We start from the raw sequence: 18,854 nt of genomic DNA on the forward strand, positions 1-18,854 counted from the left end.
TTGTTTCCAGATACCCTGTAGCACGGCACAGGAGAGTGGAACGCCCCTGACGACTACTTTCGGCCCGAAGACTTTTCTCCTACTCTAAACGCCGCCCCACCCTCCCCGCTACACGTCAGGCTCCCCTCCTTTCCGAAGGGGCGGCCGGGGGATGAGGCGCACCGCACACACAATGCCCATTATCCAAAGCTGGCGCTGGTACGGCCCCAATGACCCCGTCAGCCTCACCGACATCCGCCAGGCCGGCGCCACCGACGTAGTAACGGCCCTGCACCACGTCCCGAACGGCCAGGTCTGGACCGTAGCCGACATTCAGCAGCGCCAGCAGGAAGTGGCCGCCGCCGGCCTCACCTGGAGCGTGGTGGAGAGCGTGCCGGTGCACGAGCAGATCAAGACCCGCACCGGTGCTTTCCAGCAGCACATCGAGAATTACAAGGAGTCGTTGCGCAACCTGGCCGCCTGCGGCATCCGCACCGTCACCTACAACTTCATGCCCGTGCTCGACTGGACGCGCACCGACCTGGCCTATGAAGTGGAGGACGGCTCCAAGGCCCTGCGCTTCGAGCGGGCCGCCTTCGTGGCCTTTGATGCGCTGCTGCTCCGCCGCCCCGGCGCCTGCGAGGAGTATTCGGCCGAGGAGCTGGCCACCGCCGAAGCCCGCCTGGCCGGCATGAGCGAGGCGGAGCAACAGCTGCTGGTGCGCAACCTCATTGCCGGCCTGCCCGGCTCGGAGGAAAGCTTCACCCTGGAGCAGTTTCAGCAGGCCCTCGACACCTACCAGGGCATCGACGCCGAGCAGCTGCGCCGGCACCTCATCCTGTTCCTGCAGGAAATCGTGCCCGTGGCCGAAGAAGTGGGCGTGGTGCTGGCCATCCACCCCGACGACCCGCCCTACCCCATCCTGGGGCTGCCGCGCGTGGTGAGCACCGCCGCCGACGTGCAGGCCCTCTGCGACGCGGTACCCTCGCTCAGCAACGGCCTCTGCTTCTGCACCGGCTCCTTCGGCGTACGCGCCGACAATGACCTGCCCGCCATGGTGCGCCAGTTTGCCGACCGCATCCATTTCATCCATTTGCGCAGCACCCAGCGCAACGCGGCGGGCGACTTTTACGAGGCCAACCACCTGGAAGGCGACGTGGATATGTACGCGGTGATGCGCGAGCTGGTGCTGACCATGCAGCGCCGCCAGCAGAGCCTGCCCATGCGCCCCGACCACGGCCACCAGATGCTCGACGACCTCAAGAAAAAAACCAACCCCGGCTACTCCGCCATCGGCCGCCTGCGCGGGCTGGCCGAGCTGCGCGGGCTGGAGCTGGGCATCACCCGCAGCCTTTCCTAACCCTGGCCGCGCCGGCACCGGGTCCGGGCGGCTCCGCTCCCGTGCTTTTCCCGCTGATGCGCTGCTTCCCCTTCCTTTCGCCGCTCTGCTGCCTCGCGCCTCTGGCCCGGGTGGCGGGGCGGCGCTTTGTTGCCGGCCTGCTCGGTTTGCTGCTGCCGCTGCTGCCGGCGGCCGCCCAGCGCCTGAGCCAGACTCTCAACTCGGGCTGGCAGTTCAGCCGAGCAGATGCGGCCGCCGACTTCGCCACGGCCCGGCCGCCCGCCGGCGGCTGGACGCCGGTGAGCCTGCCCCACACCTGGAACGCCCACGACGTGCTCGACGACGCGCCGGGCTACTACCGCGGCCTGGGCTGGTACCGCCGCCCGCTGGTGCTGCCCGCCGAGTGGCAGCGGCGGCCGGTGTACCTGTACTTCGAGGGGGCCAACCAGCAGGCCGAAGTGTACGTGAACGGGCAGCTGGCCAGCCGCCACGCCGGCGGCTACAGGAAGTGTACTCCAACCGGCCCGCGGTGCGCCTGCTGCTGAACGGCCGCGCCCTGGGTACCCAGCCGGTGCAGCAGGGCGTAGCCCGCTTCCGGGTGCCCTTCGGCGCGGGCCTGAACCAGCTGCGCGCCGAAGCCCCGGGCCAGCCGTTGTCTGACCAAATCGACATTGATTTTCAGCTTGTGCCCACGCCGCTGGCCTCCGAGCGGCTGCCCTTCCGCGAGCTGAACGTGAGCCTGGGCGACGCGCGCACGTTTACCGATGAGCTGCTCCAGCAGGTGTGGTTGCCCGAGCAGCCCTACCAGCCCGGCGGCTGGGGCTACGTGGGCGGCGAGGCCTACAAGCTGCCCGGCACCGGCCGCCTGCCCTATGGCTCCGACCGCAACATCCTCGGCACCGATTACGACGCGCTCTACCAAACCCAGCGCGCGGGCCTGCAGCAGTTCCGCGCCGACGTGCCCGCCGGCGAGTACGAAGTCACGCTGCACTTCGCCGAGCTGGAAGCCGTGCCCGCGGGTGAGCAGCTGGTCTACAATCTGGGCGCCGCCACGTCCGCTCCCGCGGCCGCCACCGCAGCCGGCCGCTCGTTTGCGGTGCGGCTCAACGGCCAGCTGGTGCTGCCCCGGCTCAGCGCCGCCACCGGCCTGCAGCCCCTGCGCGGCAGCAGCTTCCGGTTTCCGGTGTCGGTGCGCGGGCCGCAGGGGCTGGTAGTCGATTTCGAGCCGCAGACGGGCCGGCCGGTGCTCAACGGCATCCAGATTCGCCGGGTGTGGTAAAGGGCGCGGCGGAAAGCCACGCGACCAGCCGGGTTGATTCACTTTGGCGCTGCAGACAGGCAACGAACAGAACGTCATGCAGCGCGCAGCAGCTTGCGTGCTGACGTCTGCAACGATTCACGCAAGCTGCTGTGCGCTGCATGACGTCCGATGAAGCCCAAAGCATTGCCGTCCATCCGGCCTGACGTTCTTTCCGGGCGCCAAGGCCGCTTCGGCGGCAAATGAAACCGGGGCCGGCCTGGGGTGCGCTGCCCCCAAGCCGGCCCCGGACCGGTTCGCGTACATCGGCGCTCGGCAGCGCGGCTAAGCGGCTAGTACACGGTTAGGTGCTTGGTGACCAGGCCACGAGCCGTCTGCACGACGAGCAGGTACAGGCCCTTGCGCTGCGCAGTCAGATCCAGCTGCAGCTGGGGCTGCGCGGCGGCGCGCAACGACGCGCCCAGCACCCGCTGGCCCAGCGTGTTATACACCGTCACCTGCTCCACATCGAAGTCGGCCCGCTGCCAGTCCAGGGTCAGGTGGCCGTTCGTGGGGTTGGGGTACACCCCAATGGCTTCTTCCGGCTGCAGCGCCAGCACCGTAAACACCTGCTGGCTCGTGCCGCGGCCGCCGCTGCCGGCTACCTCCAGCGGCCCGGTCACGGCGCCGCGCGGCACGCGCACTACCGCGCTGGTGGTGGTGGCCGAAAGCACCTCGGCGCGGGCCCCGGCAAAGGCAATGGTGTCGGGCAGGCCATCGGCGAGCAGGTGCTGGCCCGTCAGCGTCACCAACTCCCCAACGGCAGCCTGCGTGGGCGTGAAGGACGTCAGCACCGGCGCCGGCACAAACGTAAACGCTGTGGTCGAAACCACCGTGCCGCCGGGCGTTTCCAAGCGCAGCGGGCCGCTCTGCGCCGCGGCGGGCACGCGCACCTGCAGGCTCGTGGCGGAGGCCTGCAGCACCTGCCCGGGCGCGCCGCCGGTGAAGGCGACGGTGCTGCGGGCCGCCGGCGCGAAGGCGCTACCGGTCAGCGTGACCACGCTGCCCGCCTTACCCTTGGCCGGGCTCAGGCTGGCAATTACCGGCGCGTACCACACCATAAAGTTCTGGCTGCTGCGCACCTCGCCGCCGAGGGTGCGCAGCAGCACCGGCCCGAGCGTAGCGCCGGCGGGCACCTCCACTTCCAACTGCGTCGTCGACGCCTGGCGCACCCGCGCCGCCACCCCGTTGAAGAACACGGTGTCCTGCGCGGCCAGGGCCGAGAAATGGCTGCCGCTGAGGGTCACCACGTCGCCGGGCCGGCCTTCGGCGGGCGAAAGGGTCGTCAGCACCGGCGGCTGAAACACGGTAAAGGCCTGCGGGCTGCGGGTGCCGCCATCAGCGGTGCTGACCTGCAGCGGACCGGAGCTGGCGCCCGCGGGCACGCGCACGGTCAGGGTAGTAGCCGTGGCGCTGAGCACCGGGGCCGCCGTGCCGTTAAACCGCACCTGGTTGGCGGCCGGCGTCGTAGCAAAGCGCTGCCCCGTGATGGTCACGAGCGTGCCGAAGCGGCCCTGGGCGGGTGCCACCCCGGTAACCGCCGGCGACACCACCACCGGCCCGAGCGGCGCGCCGGGGCCGACCGTCGGGGGCACGTCGTAGATGCGGTTGGTGGTAGTGTTGGTGCGGACGGGCTCGTTGTAGTCGAAGAAGATGTCGGCGTAGTTGTCGACCTGCGTGCGCGGGGCCAGGCCGCTTTTCGGCTTCACGGTAAACTCCACGAAGCCGTGGCTGGCCGGCTCGTTGCGGGAGCTGGGCGGCAGCGTCAGGCCGGCGAAGGTGAAGGTGAGCACCGCCCGGCCCTTGCCGCCTACGCTCAGGCGGTACGGGTGCGACGCGGCCCCTACCTGCAGGGTGCTCATGTCCAGGTGCGCCGACAGCGTGTCCACCAGCACTACGCGGTAGGCGTCGTCGGTGCCGGTGTTCTGGAAGCGGATGCGGTAGCGCAGGGGCACGCCGGTGGGCGTGTAGTGCTGGGCCGTCACGCCGGCGGGCACCACCTGCTTGTCGTTCGGGTCGAAGGAGTCGACGATAGGCTCGCAGCTTTCCGCCACTTCCGGCTCGGCATCGTCGGGCGGCCAGGCGCTCATGGCCGGGCTGGGCACGCCGCCCGTCACCGCCCCCGGCAGCTCCACGTTGGCGCTGGCCGTCTTTTTGAGCGGGTGCTCGGCGGGCTGGTCGGCCTCCACGCGCACCACCCGGCCCGTGGCCGGCACGCGCAGCACCAGCGAGTCGCCGGCGGCCAGCATAAAGCGCTCCAGGCGGCCCAGCTGGGCATCCTGGTACACGCGCAGCTGCAGGCTGTCGGTGGTGGCCCCGCGGCCGACGTTGACCACGCTAAAGCGGGTTTCGTTGCCCGCCAGCGCGGCGCCGCGCACCCGGAGGGAGGCCTGGTTCCAGCGCGTGCTGGGCGGGTACGTGTTCGAGGGCGTAATCCAGGCCCGGGTGCACACCGTCAGCCCCCGGATGGCGGGGTTGCCGCAGGCCACCGAGTCCTGAATGACAATGGTGCCGCCCTGCTCCGGGGCCAGCGTGCCGACGCTGAACACGAAGTTGCCCTGGGCGTCCCGGGTGTGGGGCCGGTCGGCGCCGATAAACACCACGTGCTGGGGCAGGGCCACGACCACCTGCGCGTTGGCCGCCGCGGCAAAGCCGGTGTTGGCGTAGCGCACGGTCGTCACGTTGCGGGCGCAGCGGCGGCGCCGGTTGGAGCCCACCTCGACGCTCAGGTAGGGCGCGTTGGTGACCTGGTTGCCGAAATCGGGGCCGTAGACGGACTGGCCGGCGGCGGTCAAGGGCAGGATGGGCGGCCCCGGGGGGCACAGGGTCTGAATCGTGCGGCCCGGCTGCACGGGCAGCAGCTGCTGCACGGTGTAGCGGCCCGTATCGACGCGGATGACGTAGCCACCCGCCGCGTCGGTGCGGGCGTAGTAGTTGCCCGGCTGGGCCACCACGATGATGTCGGCCAGCCCCGGTTCACTGCTTTGGTTGAGGCAGTCCCCGTTCAAGTCCTGGTATACCCGGCCCACAATCTGGCAGGCGGGCTGCCCCCCGGCTGGTGCCCCGTACGCGCAAACCAGCGAGGCGTCCTGCCGCAGGGTGAGCAGCCGGCTGCCCGCCGCATCTACGCTCAGCGCGCTGACGGGCCCGAAATCCTTGGGCACGCAGCGGCGCTGCCGGCCCTGGCGGTCCAGCACCCGCACCGAGTCCCAGGCGGAGTTATTGATGAAGATGGTCCCGTTGCCGTCCACGTCCACGTCCACCGGGTTCTGGCCCAGCAGGTAGTTGCGGTTCGGAATGCGCACGTGGGTGCTGCGCAGCAGCTGGCCGGTGGGGCTGATTTGCTGAACCCGGGAGCCGGAGCTGTCGGCCACGTACAGCAGGCCCAGCTCGTTGACGCTCATGGCCTGGGGCTGGTAGAAGCGCAGGTTGCCGCTCGCGCCGAGCGTCTGCAGCAGCTGCCCTTGCTGGTTAAGCTTGACAACCCGGTGGTTGGTCAGGTCGGCCACGTAGATCTGGCCGGCCGGCGTTACGGTCAGGGCCGCAAACCGCGGCCACACCCGGGTCAGGGCGCTGCTCTGAATCACGCGCAGCCACCGCCCCTGCCCGTCGAAGACCTGCACCCGGGGCGAGCTGTTGTAGTTTTCCTCCAGCGTGTACACGTTGCCGGCCGCGTCCACATCCAGGCCGGCGAAGGCCGGCACCGAGCCCGCAATGTTGGGCTCGAACTGCCCGGTGCCGTAGCCCGGCCCGCCGAAGCGGAGCAGTTCCCGCCCGTCCGCCGCGCGCTTGATGATTTGCTGGCGGCCGGCGTCGTAGCTATAAAATTCGCCCGCGCCGTTCTGGGTGATGAACAGAGCCCGGTCGCGGCTGCTCCAGCGCGCCAGCTCGGTGCCGGTCGGCGCAAACTTGTAAATCGTGGGCGCCTCCCCGCGGTTGCTGGCGGCCGATACGTACAGCTGGTTCTGCCGGTCGAAAGCAAAGTTCAGGCCGCCGCCGAACACGTCGGTGGGCAACGACGACTGGTAGGTGCCGTCGGCCGCGAACTTGTAGATGGGCGAGCCGCCCTCAATGCCCAGGTAGAAGCTGCCGGCCGCGTCCATGTTCATCACCGGCATGAAAGAGCCCGTGCTGAAGATGTACTGCCCGGCGCGGGTCACGGGAATGGTTTGCTGCACCTGCCCCGCGGCGTTGAGCTTGGTGATGACGTAGTAGTCGGTAATAACGAAGACGTTGCCGGCCGCGTCGGCGGCCACGTCCGAGAGTCGAATGTCGGCCCGCCCGGGCTGGCTGGTGAGCGGGGGCGCGTACTCCCACTGCAGCGCGCCCTGGCTGTTGAACTTCAGCAGCCGGTTGTTGGAAAGGGCGTACACGTTGCCAGCCGCATCCACCGTGAGGGCCCGGGGGTTAACCGGGGAGCAAAAACCCCACCGGTTCGACCGGAAGGTTTGCAGCGGCTGCCCGGCCGGGCTGTACTTGCGAATCTCGCCTTGGCCGGCATCGGCCACGTAGAGGTTGTCGGCGGCGTCCATGGCCAGCGCGTAGCCGGTACAAATCGACGAGGGCCCCGTGTTGGCCCTCTTCACGTCGAGCCGCTCCACGTACCGGCCCTGCGGGTCGAGCTTGGTAATGGTGCCCGGGCGGTAGGAAAAGTACGGGTCGCCCTCCAGCACGTACATGTACCCGCGGCTGTCCACGGCTATGTCGGTGGGCGCAAACAAGGGGGTGCCGATGATGCTTTGCAGCTGCCAGCCGGCCGGGGCCTGGGCCCGGGCGGCCAGCGGGAGCAGCAGAACGAGAATCCGCAGTAGCAGTTTGGTCATAGATACCAGGAAAAGAGAATGATAAGGTAGAACGGGCGGCGGCGTCCACCGCCGCGCAGAAGTTGCCGGACCCGGCTCGCATGTCCGGGAGGGAAAAGTAGCAGTAAAGCTAGTCGTTACGGGCTATTCCCGGTGCACGAGCAGGATCGAAAAGCAGGAAGATTCCGGCCGCTGAAACGAGGCTGCCCGGAAGCTCCCCGGCCGCCGCGTTTCAGCGGCGCAAGCCATACCGCTTAGCTACCGGCAACTACCCGCCGGCGCCGGTAAAGTCGCCAGCGGCCGTGCGCGGGCAGCAATCGATACCGGAATCGATTGCGGTATTTTCATTTTCGCATTTAGGCCGGCGGGGCAAGAACGGCGCGGCCGCAACTGCTATTTTTCCGCTTCCCCGCAGCCAGGAAAGGGAAAAACGGCCAGCGTCCGGCAAAAATCAGTGCCCCGGCGCGGCCGTCGGCAGGCGACCGGGCACTACCCAGCCGCGGGCGCCGCTCCCCTTCCCCGCTGTCATTCTGTTCTAATCGCGCCTTCCCCTTGCCCCCACCCACCCGCTTATATTACCTCGCCCTGGCCGGCGTATCCCTGGGCCTGATGCCGAAGTCGGAGCCCGCGTTGAAAGACGTATACAAAAAGGATTTCTACGTCGGCGCGGCGCTTAACCAGCGGCAGAGCAGCGGCCAGGACGCCCAGGCTACCGCCCTGATCCGGCAGCAGTTCAACACCATCAGCCCCGAAAACCTGCTGAAGTGGGGGCCGGTGCACCCCCGGCCCGGGCAGTACAACTTCCAGCCCGCCGACGCCTACGTGGCGTTCGGGCAGCAGCACAAGATGTTCATCATTGGGCACACGCTGCTCTGGCACCAGCAGACGCCCAAGTGGGTATTTGAGGACGAGGCCGGACAGCCCGTGAGCCGCGAGGTGCTGCTTCAGCGCCTGCAGGAGCACATCCGCACCGTGGTGGGCCGCTACAAGGGCAAAATCCAGGGCTGGGACGTGGTCAACGAGGCCATCGACGACCAGCAGGGCGCGCTGCGCAAGACCAAATGGCTGGAAATTCTGGGCGAAGACTTCGCCGCCAAGGCTTTCGAGTTTGCCCACCAGGCCGACCCCAAGGCGGAGCTGTACTACAACGACTACAGCCTCTACCGCCCCGAAAAGCGCGAGGGCGTTATCCGGCTGGTAAAAGGCCTGCAGGCCAAGGGCATCAAGGTTACGGCCATCGGCATGCAGGGCCACTACGGCCTGCGGCAGCCGACCATCGAGCAGGTGGAAGCCAGCATTGTGGCCTTCGCCAAGCTGGGCGTGCGCGTCAACTTCACCGAGCTGGACATCGACGTGCTGCCCAACCCCAGCCGCCGCCAGGGCGCCGACGTTTCCGAAAACTACGCCGCCGACCCGCGCTACAACCCCTACCCGGCCGGCCTGCCCGACTCGGTGCAGCAGCAGCTGGCCCGGCGCTACGCCGACCTGTTTGCCCTGTTCCATAAGCACCGCGACGTAATTGACCGCGTCACGCTCTGGGGCGTGACCGACGCCGACTCCTGGCTGAACAACTGGCCCATCCGGGGCCGCACCAGCTACCCGTTACTGTTCGACCGCCGCTACCAGCCCAAACCGGCGTTGCCGGCGGTGCTGCAGGCCACCGGCAGCGCCCGGCCGGCGGGGCACTAATGTTGGTTTGGCCTCCGCGGGTGCTTTCCCGGCCGGGGTGCTCTGGTCCCCCGACCGCCGGCTCCAGAGCGGTAGGCCGCCTTTAACCTCACGCAACCTGCCATGCAACGCGCTCTTTTACTTTCCGCCGTGGGCCTGCTGCCCCTGCTGAGCCTGGGCCAGCCGGCACCGCTGCAGCGCTTCCCGGCCACGGCCGTGGAGCTGCTGCCCGGGCCGTTCCAGCAGGCGCAGCAGACCGACAAAGCCTACCTGCTGGCCCTCGACCCCGACCGGCTGCTGGCCCCGTACCGGCTGGAGGCGGGCCTGCCTTCGAAGGCGCCGCGCTACGGCAACTGGGAAAACACCGGCCTCGACGGCCACATCGGGGGGCACTACCTCTCGGCCCTGGCCCTGATGTACGCCGCCACCCACGACGCGCAGGTGCAGCAGCGCCTGACCTATATGGTGGAGGAGCTGGCGCGCTGTCAGCAGCAAAATGCCGACGGCTACCTGGGCGGCGTGCCCGGCGGCCGGGCCATGTGGCAGCAGGTGAAAGCCGGGCAGATCAACGCCAACAGCTTCGGATTGAACCAGAAGTGGGTGCCCTGGTACAACCTGCACAAAACCTACGCCGGCCTGCGCGACGCCTACCTCATCGGGGGTAACCAGCAGGCCCGCACCATGCTCATCCGCCTCACCGACTGGTGCCTGGATTTGACGGCGGGCCTCTCGGACACGCAGATTCAGGACATGCTGCGCAGTGAGCACGGCGGCCTGAACGAGGTGTTTGCCGACGTGGCCCAGCTCACCGGCGACAAGAAGTACCTGAAGCTGGCGCAGCGCTTCTCGCACCAGGCCGTGCTGACGCCCCTGCTGGCCCGGCAGGACGTGCTCAACGGCATGCACGCCAACACCCAGATTCCGAAGGTCATCGGCTTCGAGCGGGTGGCCGAGGCGGGCGGCGACCCGGCCTGGCGCGGCGCGGCGGAGTTTTTCTGGCAGACGGTGGTGGAGCGCCGCACGGTGTCCATCGGCGGCAACAGCGTGAGTGAGCATTTCAACCCGGCCGGCAACTTCGCCTCGATGATCGAAGGCGTGGAAGGCCCGGAAACCTGCAACACCTACAACATGCTGAAGCTCACGCAGCAGTTGTACCTCACCAGCGGCACCCCGCGCTACCTCGACTTCTACGAGCGGGCCATGTACAACCACATCCTCTCGTCGCAGCACCCGGGGCCGGCGGGCGGCTTCGTGTACTTCACGCCCATGCGCCCGCGCCACTACCGGGTGTATTCGCAGCCGCAGGAAGGCTTCTGGTGCTGCGTGGGCTCGGGCCTGGAAAACCACGCCAAGTACGGCGAGCTGGTGTACGCCCACCGCAACGAGCAGGAGCTGCTGGTAAACCTGTTCGTGCCCTCGCGCCTGAGCTGGCCCGAGCAGGGCCTGACGCTGACCCAGCAAACGACCTTTCCGCGGGAGGAACGCTCCGAGCTACAGCTGAAGCTCAAGAAGCCGCGCACCTTCGCCCTGAGCATCCGCCAACCCGGCTGGCTGCCGGCGGGCCAATTGGCGGTGCAGGTAAACGGCAAACCCGTCGCGCCCGCCGCATCTTCGCCCGGCTACCTGACGCTCACGCGCAAGTGGCGCAGCGGCGACGTGGTGACGCTGGCCTTGCCCATGCACACCACCGCCGAGCCGCTGCCCGACGGCTCGCCCTGGGTGTCGTTCGTGCACGGGCCGCTGGTGCTGGCCGCCGCCACCGATACCACCGACCTGCGCGGCCTGCGCGCCGACGGGCAGCGCATGGCCCACGTAGCCAGCGGCCCGCTCTACCCGCTGGAAGAAGCGCCGGTGCTCGTCACCCCCACGCCCAAGGACGTGGCCGCCAGCATCCGCCCCGTAGCCGGCCAGCCGCTCACGTTTACCGCCGCCGGCCTGAGCGGGGCCGAGCGGTACCAGAACCTGCGCCTGGTGCCCTTCTACCAGATTCACGACGCGCGCTACATGGTGTACTGGCCCGTGACCACGCCCGAGGGGCTGGTGGCCCGCACCGAGGAAATCCGCCGCCGCGACGCCGAGAAGCGCGCCCTCGAAGCCCGCACCATCGACCAGGTGACGCCCGGCGAGCAGCAGCCCGAATCGGACCACGGCTTCCGGGGCGAGCAGACGGAAACCGGCCTGCACCGCCACCGCCACTGGCGCCACGCCGCCGGCTGGTTTAGCTACCAGCTGCGCAACCCCGAGCGGGCCGCCCGCGCCCTGCGCGTCACCTACGCCGGCGGCGACCGAAACCGCCGCTTTACCATCCTGGTAAACGGTGCGCCGCTGACCCAGGTGACGTTGACCGGCAACCCCGAGGGCAACTTCTACGACGTGGAGTACCCGCTGCCCGAGGCCCTGCGCCGGGCGCCGGGCGCCACCTCGCTCACCGTAAAGTTCGAGGCTGCGCCCAGCTCCACGGCCGGCGGCGTCTACGACGTGCGCCTGCTCCGCTGAGTCCTGATAAGCATTAAACCCCCCAACTTCCTTTTTCGACCACCCATCCCCTCCGCCCCATGCTCCTCCCGCGACGAAGACTGCTGCTTACGGCCTTGTCGGCCCTGCTGCTCCAACATTCGGCTTCCATCGCACAATCGATTGTGCTGACCAACCCCATCCTGTCGGGCTTCTACCCCGACCCCAGCGTGATTCGCGTCGGGACGGATTATTACCTGGTCAACTCCACGTTTTCCTACTTTCCGGGCATTCCGGTTTTTCACAGCAAGGACCTCAAGAACTGGAAGCAGATCGGCAACGTCATCAGCCGGCCCTCGCAGATGAACTTCCTGGGCGACCGGATGACGCGCGGGCTGTTTGCACCGGCCATCGAGCACCACAACGGCACGTACTACGTCACCTGCACCCAAATCGACCACAAGGGCAACTTCGTGGTGACGGCTAAGAGCCCCGCCGGCCCCTGGAGCGACCCGGTGTTTCTGCCCGAGGTACGCGGCATCGACCCCTCGCTGTTTTTCGAGGGCGACAAGGCCTACGTCATCTACAACAGCGACCCGCCCGACCGCAAGCCGCTCTACGACGGGCACCGCTCCATTAAGATCATCGAGCTGGACCCGGTGAAGCTCACGACCGTGGGCGAACCGCAAATCCTGGTCAACGGCGGGGTGGATCTGAGCAAAAAGCCCGTGTGGATTGAAGGGCCGCACATTATGAAGCGCAACGGCTGGTACTACCTGTACGCGGCCGAGGGCGGCACCTCGGTGAACCACACCGAAGTGGTGTTCCGCAGCAAGGCGGTGCTGGGGCCGTACGTGCCCTACGAGAAAAACCCCATCCTCTCGCAGCGCGAGCTGCCGCGCGACCGGAAAGACCCGATTACCTCGGCCGGGCACGCGCAGTTTGTGGACGGGCCCGACGGGAAAACCTACGCCATTTTCCTGGCCGTGCGGCCCTACGAGGGCAACCACTACAACACCGGCCGCGAAACGTTTATCGTGCCCGTGGAGTGGAAAGACGAGTGGCCGGTGACGGTGCCGGGCCCGGGCGGCGTGCAGTACAGCTACCCGGTCAACTTCCCCGAGGTGAAGCAGAAAGATGCCCGGCCCCAGAGCGGCAACTTCGGCTACAGCCTCACCTTCGAAAAGCAGCTCGACCCGGCTTTGCTGTTCATGCGCACCGTGGATAGCAGCAACTTCTCCTTGAGCAAGGCCAACGGCCTTACGCTGAAGCTCAAGCCCGAAACCGTGGCTGAAACCGGCAACCCGGCCTTCGTGGGCAAGCGGCAGCAGCACATGTACGGCAGCACCAAAACCGAGCTGAACTTCACGGCCAAAGCCGCCAACGAGTCGGCCGGGCTGGTGGTGTTTCAGGACGAAAAGCACTTCTACTACCTCTGCAAATCGGTGGCGGACGGCAAGCCGGTGGTGCAGCTGCTGAAAAGCACCCCCGACGTGAAAAAGACCGAGCCGCTGGCCCAGATGCCGCTCAAATCGGCTGGCGGCAAGCTGTGGCTGCGCGTCAACGCGGCGGGCGACAATTACGGCTTCCAGTTTTCGGAGGACGGCAAAACCTGGCAGACGCTCCAGGACCAGGTGGACGCCCGTTTCCTGAGCACCCAGACGGCCGGCGGCTTTATCGGCTGCGTGATAGGCATGTACGGCACCTCGGCGGGCCAGCCCACGACCAGCACGGCCGCCTTCAAGTGGCTGAAGTATGAGGGCAACGACCCGATGTACCGCCAATAAGCATAGCCGTATGCGTTACTTCACCCTGTTTTGCCTGCTCGTGCTACCCCTCGGCGCCGCTCGGGCCGCCCAGCCCATCCAGATCAGCAGCCCCGACGGGGCCGTGCGCGTGACGGTGGACCTCACCGCCCAGGGCCAGCCCACCTACGCCGTGCGCTACGGCCAGACGGAGCTGCTGCAGCCCTCGCGCCTGGGCCTGCAGCTGGCCGGCGCCGACCTCAGCCAAGGCCTGCGCCTGACCCAGGCCGATAAGGCCACGACCGTCGCCGACGACTACCAAATCAGCACTGACAAGCGCGCCCGCTGCCGCTACCGGGCTACCCGCCGCGTGCTGCACTACGCGGGCCCGGCCGGCGGGCCGCAGCTCAGCGTCATCTTCCAAGTTTCCGACGACGGCGTGGCGTTTCAGTACCTGATTGAAGGCCAGTCGAAAGACGTGCAGCGTATCGAGCAGGAAGCCACCACGTTCCGGCTGCCGGCCAGCGCTAAGGGCTGGCTGCACCCGCACGCCAAGGCCCAGACGGGCTTTGCCAACACCCAGCCCTCGTACGAGGAAAACTACCAGCGCGGCATTGCGGTCGGCACGCCTTCCCCGATAGGCCAGGGCTGGTCGTTTCCGGCCTTGTTTCAGACTGGCGGGCACTGGCTGCTGCTGACTGAGGCCGGCATGGCCCGTAACTACTGCGGCAGTCATTTAGCCCACGAATCGGTGGGCGGTGAGTACCAGATTGCCTTTCCGCAGGCGCCGGAGAAAACCACGCCCGAAGCGGCCCTGCTGCCCGAAAGCCCGCTGCCCTGGCGCACGCCCTGGCGCGTGCTGGTCGTGGGCAAGTCCCTGGCCCCCATCGTGGAATCGACCTTGACCACCGACCTGAGCGCGCCGGCCCAGACGGCCGCGCTGCCCACGGCGCCGGGCAAGGCCTCGTGGTCGTGGGTGCTGATGGGCGACCAGAACACCACCTACGACGTGCAGCGCCGCTTTATCGACTACGCCGCCGATATGCGTTGGCAGTACTGCCTGGTGGATGCGCTCTGGGACAAGCAGATCGGCTACGACAAGACGCAGGAGCTGGCCCAGTACGCCCGCTCCAAGAACGTGGGGCTGCTGGTGTGGTACAACTCGAACGGTAGCTGGAACCAGGCCCCACAGACGCCCACCAACGTGCTGTTCGAGCCCGAAAGCCGGCGCCGGGAGTTTGCCCGCATCAAGCAGATGGGCGTGGTCGGCGTCAAAATCGACTTCTTCGGCGGCGACGGGCAGTCGTTCATGAACTACTACCAGGACTTGCTGGTCGATGCCGCCGCGGCCGGGCTGCTGGTGAACTTCCACGGCGCCACCCTGCCGCGCGGCTGGAACCGCACCTACCCCAACCTGATGACGATGGAGGCGGTGAAGGGCTTCGAGTTTCTGACCTTCGACCAGCGCAACACCGACCAAGAAGCCACCCACTGCGCCACTTTGCCCTTCACCCGCAACGCGGTGGGCCCGATGGATTTCACGCCGGTGGCGTTTTCGGAAATCCGGGGCAAGCAGCGCCGCACCTCCAACGCCTTCGAGCTGGCCCTGGCGGTGCTGTTTCAATCGGGCATTCAGCACTACGCCGAGGTGCCCGAGGGCATGACCGCCCAGCCCGCCTACGTGCAGGACTTCATGCGCAGCCTGCCGCCGCGCTGGGCCGACGTGAAGTACGTCGACGGTTTCCCCGGCGAGTACGCCGTGCTGGCCCGCCAGGCCCCCGACGGCCGCTGGTACCTGGCCGGCATCAACGGCACGGATGAGCCCAAAACTCTGCAAATCGACCTCGGTAAGCTGGGCCTCTCGGCCGGTACGCTCATCACCGACGGCGACACCAACCGCAGCTTCCGCACCCAGCCGGTATCGGGCAAAACCCTGAGCCTGATGCTGCCCGCGCGCGGCGGCTTCGTGGTGCGGCCGTAGGGGCCTCACCCCCCGGCCCCCTCTCCGAAAAGGAGAGGGGGAGCCTGACGATTTTTTGTCTGCTGACTTCTCTGCCGAAGCATTATAAGCGAATTGGCACGCAGGCTCAAGAAGGCCGCCTGAATGCTGCGAAGCCTCGCTCCTGCTTCGCCTGGCTCCCCCTCTCCTTTTCGGAGGGGGGGCCGGGGGGTGAGGCGCAACAACCGCACGCACAATGTCTCGGCCAGCTCAATGTGGTAAGCCGGAACGAACGCAGACGAAGCGGTAGAGATGCTTCGACAAGCGGACGTCAGATGAGGCATGACGCCCTGATAAGCAGAGCAATTCTACTTCTAACTGCCCATCCAGCCCAACGCCCACCAAGCATGAAAGCCACCCTCCTCACCGTCCTACTCGGCTTGCTGACTGCTGTTGGTCTGCGGGCCCAGAACCCCATCATCCGCGACGTATTCACGGCCGACCCGGCGCCGCTGGTGTACCACGACACGCTGTTTTTGTACACCGGTCACGACACGGCTTCGGTGCAGGAAACCAACTACAAGATGCCGGACTGGCGCGTGTACTCCACCACCGACATGGTGCACTGGAAGGATTACGGCACGCGCCTCTCGGTCCGAACTTTTGCCTGGGCCACCGGGGATGCCTACGCGGCCCAGTGCGTGTACCGCAACGGCAAGTTCTACTGGTTTGTGGCCACGTTTCAGCGCAACGCGGATCCGAACAACAAGGCCGGCAACCGGGGCGCGGCCATTGGCGTGGCCGTGTCGGCCCGCCCCACCGGGCCGTTCCGGGATGCCATTGGCAAGCCGTTGATTTCAAACGACATGACCCTGGACCAGAAGCACGGCTGGGACGACATCGACCCGACGGTATTCATCGACGACGACAAGCAGGCCTACCTGTACTGGGGCAACGGCAGCTGCCGCTGGATGAAGCTCAAGGACAACATGACCGAGCTGGCCGGGCCCATCACCGTCTTCAGGCCCAAAAACTACATCGAAGGCCCCTGGGTGTACAAGCGCAAAAAGCTCTACTACCTGGTGTACGCCAGCGCCGGCACCAAACCCGAGATGATTGGGTACTGCACGGCTCCCACCGCCACCGGGCCGTGGACCTACCAGGGCATCATCCAGGGCAACGTGCCCAACAGCGGCACCACCCACCCCGGCATCGTCGACTACAAGGGCAAAAGCTACTTCTTCTACCACAACGGCAGCCTGCCCAGCGGAGGCAATTTCCGCCGCTCCGTGTGCGTGGACTACATGTACTACAACCCGGACGGCACCATCAAGCCCATCGTGCAGACCACCCAGGGCGTAGCGCCGGTGAAGTAAGCCGCCGGATTATTTGAACGCGGCTTCTCCCTTCGCCTTCCACCTATGAAAACGCTTCTCATTCCCGTTCTTTTCCTGGGAACAACGCTGGGGCTGCGTGCCGAAGACGGCCACCAGCTCTGGCTACGGGCCCGGGCCACGGCCCCGGTTACGGTCGTACTGCCCGCCCGAAACTCCGCCTTGCTGACGACGGCCAGGCAGGAGCTGCAGCTAGGCTGGCAGGGTGCCGCTGGCGCCACCGTCACGCTGAGTCTGAAAAATGACAAGGCCATCAGATACGACGGGTTTCGCCTGAGCGCGCGGGGTGTACAGGCCAGCACCGAGCGGGGCCTGCTGTACGGCGTGTTCGAGCTACTGCGGCGCCAGCAAACCGGCCAGCCGGTATCCGCTGAACCATCCAACCCCTCGTATGAACTTCGTTTGCTGAACCACTGGGACAACCCCGATGGCTCGGTGGAGCGCGGCTACGCGGGCAAGTCCATCTTCTGGCGCAAGGACAGCGCCCTGGTCGTGACCCCGCGCGACAAAGCGCTGTGGCAGCAGTACGCCCGCGCCAACGCCTCGGTGGGCATCAACGGCGCGGTGCTCAACAACGTGAATGCCTCCCCCGTGATACTCTCGGCCGAGTACCTGGGCCGCGTAAAAGCCATTGCCGACGCGCTGCGGCCCTACGGGGTGAAAACCTACCTCTCGGTGAAGTTTTCCTCGCCGGTGCTGCTGGGCGGCCTCAAAACCGCCGACCCGCTGGCCCCGGCCGTCGTCAAATGGTGGCAGGGCAAGGCCCGGGAAATCTACCAGCAAGTGCCGGATTTCGGCGGCTTTCTGGTGAAGGCCAGCAGCGAAGGGCAGCCCGGCCCGCAGGACTACGGCCGCACCCACGCCGACGGCGCCAACATGCTGGCCGACGCCGTGCGGCCCTACGGCGGCCTGGTGATGTGGCGGGCCTTCGTGTACAGCCCTTCCGATAAGGACCGCGCCAAGCAGGCCTACAACGAGTTCGTGCCGCTCGACGGCGAATTCCGCGACAACGTCATCATCCAAGTCAAGAACGGGCCGGTGGATTTTCAGCCCCGGGAGCCGTTCAGCCCGCTGTTCGGAGCGCTGAAAAAGACGGCCGTCATGCCCGAGCTCCAGATTACCCAGGAGTACCTCGGCCACGCTATCGATCTGGCCTACCTGGCGCCGATGTGGGAAGAGTGCCTGCAGAGTGACACCTACCAGGCCGGCCCCGGCAGCACCGTGGCCCGCTGCACCAACGGCAGCGTGTACCGGCAGGCGCACTCAGCCATGGCCGGCGTGTCGAACGTGGGCCTGGACCGCAACTGGACCGGCCACGACTTCGCCCAGGCCAACTGGTACGCTTTCGGGCGACTGGCCTGGAACAGCGTCGCCCAAAGCGCCCAGATAGCCGAAGAATGGCTGAAGCTCACCTTCCAGAACGCCGCCGGCGGCGCCCCACCGCCCGCCGATTGGAATACCCAGTTCCTGACGCCCGTAGCGCAGCTGATGCTGGCCAGCCGCGAGGCCATCGTCGATTACTCCATGCCGCTGGGTTTGCACCACATCATGTCGGCCACGCACGACCATTACGGGCCCGGCCCCTGGTGGGCGCCCCCCAGAATGCGCGCCGACTGGACGCCGCCCTACTACCACCAGGCCGCCGCCAACGGCGTGGGCTTCGACCGCACCAAGACCGGCAGCGACGCGGTGAGCCAGTACCAAGAGCCGCTGGCCTCACAGCTCAACGACCCCGCCACCTGCCCCGACCAGTACCTGCTCTGGTTTCACCACCTGCCCTGGACTTTCCAGATGAAAAGCGGCCGCACGCTCTGGGACGAGCTGGCCCTGCACTACGACCGCGGCGTGCAGCAGGTGCGGCAGTTTCAGCGCACCTGGGACCAGGCCCAGCCCTACGTGGACGCCGAACGGTTTGCGGCGGTGCAAAACAAGCTGCGCACGCAGAGTGGTAATGCGGTGATGTGGAAAGATGCCTGCCTGCTCTACTTCCAGCAGTTCAGCCACCTGCCCATTCCGGCCGCCGTGGAGCCCCCCATGCACACGCTGGAAGCCCTCATTACCTACGACACGCCGCCCCGCCCCCCGCGTCCCGCCCGCCAGCCCTAATGCCCAGCCAGCAGAAGCAGCAGACCTAAAAAATCGTCTGGCTCCCCCTCTCCTTTTTCGGAGAGGGGGCTGGGGGGGGTGAGGCGCCCACCCGCGCCGCTTGCTTCCTCGGCCCCCGCAAGTCGTCCATC

The 18,854-nt window shown here is 67.3% G+C and carries 10 protein-coding genes; 9 read left to right on the forward strand and 1 reads right to left on the reverse strand.

The genetic code is table 11. The features are described 5' to 3' along the window. Positions 1-172: 172 nt before the first annotated feature. The 3 genes from uxuA to EJV47_RS17010 are packed head-to-tail and all read left to right on the forward strand — an operon-like array spanning position 173 to position 2,597. Entirely contained in the window at positions 173-1,339 is a 1,167-nt protein-coding gene (gene uxuA, locus EJV47_RS17000) for a mannonate dehydratase (protein WP_126694373.1), read from the forward strand. A 56-nt stretch (positions 1,340-1,395) separates the two neighbouring features. Continuing rightward, on the forward strand, positions 1,396-1,863 hold the full coding sequence (locus EJV47_RS17005; protein WP_126694374.1) for a sugar-binding domain-containing protein: 468 nt from the start codon (positions 1,396-1,398) through the stop codon (positions 1,861-1,863). Next, positions 1,848-2,597 (forward strand): malectin domain-containing carbohydrate-binding protein, encoded by a 750-nt coding sequence (locus tag EJV47_RS17010; protein ID WP_165903801.1) that lies wholly within the window; start codon positions 1,848-1,850, stop codon positions 2,595-2,597. The genes EJV47_RS17005 and EJV47_RS17010 overlap by 16 nt, the downstream gene beginning before the upstream one ends. A 311-nt stretch (positions 2,598-2,908) precedes the next feature. Here the strand turns inward: EJV47_RS17010 and EJV47_RS17015 are convergent, their stop codons facing one another. Beyond that, the gene (locus tag EJV47_RS17015; protein ID WP_126694376.1) at positions 2,909-7,438 is read right to left on the reverse strand and encodes a DUF7619 domain-containing protein; all 4,530 of its coding nucleotides are present in this window, start codon (positions 7,436-7,438) and stop codon (positions 2,909-2,911) included. A gap of 531 nt (positions 7,439-7,969) precedes the next feature. Here EJV47_RS17015 and EJV47_RS17020 point away from each other — a divergent pair. From EJV47_RS17020 to EJV47_RS17045, 6 genes are all read left to right on the forward strand, one after another. Further along, a complete protein-coding gene (locus tag EJV47_RS17020) occupies positions 7,970-9,106 on the forward strand; it encodes an endo-1,4-beta-xylanase (RefSeq protein WP_243651202.1) in 1,137 nt (378 codons plus the stop codon). Positions 9,107-9,208: 102 nt separating this feature from the next. Further along, complete coding sequence (locus EJV47_RS17025) at positions 9,209-11,581, forward strand: glycoside hydrolase family 127 protein (RefSeq protein WP_126694377.1); 2,373 nt, start codon at positions 9,209-9,211, stop codon at positions 11,579-11,581. A 59-nt stretch (positions 11,582-11,640) separates the two neighbouring features. After that, positions 11,641-13,326, forward strand: coding sequence for a glycoside hydrolase family 43 protein (locus tag EJV47_RS17030; protein ID WP_126694378.1), 1,686 nt, complete (start codon positions 11,641-11,643; stop codon positions 13,324-13,326). A gap of 10 nt (positions 13,327-13,336) precedes the next feature. Continuing rightward, positions 13,337-15,265 (forward strand): glycoside hydrolase family 97 protein, encoded by a 1,929-nt coding sequence (locus EJV47_RS17035; protein WP_126694379.1) that lies wholly within the window; start codon positions 13,337-13,339, stop codon positions 15,263-15,265. A 365-nt stretch (positions 15,266-15,630) separates the two neighbouring features. Next, positions 15,631-16,599, forward strand: a complete 969-nt coding sequence (locus tag EJV47_RS17040) for a glycoside hydrolase family 43 protein (protein WP_126694380.1) — start codon at positions 15,631-15,633, stop codon at positions 16,597-16,599. 45 nt (positions 16,600-16,644) lie between these two features. Continuing rightward, positions 16,645-18,723, forward strand: coding sequence for an alpha-glucuronidase (locus tag EJV47_RS17045; RefSeq protein ID WP_126694381.1), 2,079 nt, complete (start codon positions 16,645-16,647; stop codon positions 18,721-18,723). Positions 18,724-18,854 lie beyond the last annotated feature (131 nt).

This window comes from Hymenobacter gummosus, assembly GCF_003970915.1.
Classification (GTDB): Bacteria; Bacteroidota; Bacteroidia; order Cytophagales; family Hymenobacteraceae; genus Solirubrum; species Solirubrum gummosum.

What these genes read in the sequence shown, in the direction of transcription:
- EJV47_RS17035 (WP_126694379.1), top strand. Translation starts at nt 13,337, where the DNA reads ATGCGTTACTTCACCCTGTTTTGCCTGCTCGTGCTACCCCTCGGCGCC.
- EJV47_RS17030 (WP_126694378.1), top strand. Translation starts at nt 11,641, where the DNA reads ATGCTCCTCCCGCGACGAAGACTGCTGCTTACGGCCTTGTCGGCCCTG.
- uxuA (WP_126694373.1), top strand. Translation starts at nt 173, where the DNA reads ATGCCCATTATCCAAAGCTGGCGCTGGTACGGCCCCAATGACCCCGTC.
- EJV47_RS17025 (WP_126694377.1), top strand. Translation starts at nt 9,209, where the DNA reads ATGCAACGCGCTCTTTTACTTTCCGCCGTGGGCCTGCTGCCCCTGCTG.
- EJV47_RS17015 (WP_126694376.1), bottom strand. Translation starts at nt 7,438, where the DNA reads ATGACCAAACTGCTACTGCGGATTCTCGTTCTGCTGCTCCCGCTGGCC.
- EJV47_RS17005 (WP_126694374.1), top strand. Translation starts at nt 1,396, where the DNA reads ATGCGCTGCTTCCCCTTCCTTTCGCCGCTCTGCTGCCTCGCGCCTCTG.
- EJV47_RS17040 (WP_126694380.1), top strand. Translation starts at nt 15,631, where the DNA reads ATGAAAGCCACCCTCCTCACCGTCCTACTCGGCTTGCTGACTGCTGTT.
- EJV47_RS17045 (WP_126694381.1), top strand. Translation starts at nt 16,645, where the DNA reads ATGAAAACGCTTCTCATTCCCGTTCTTTTCCTGGGAACAACGCTGGGG.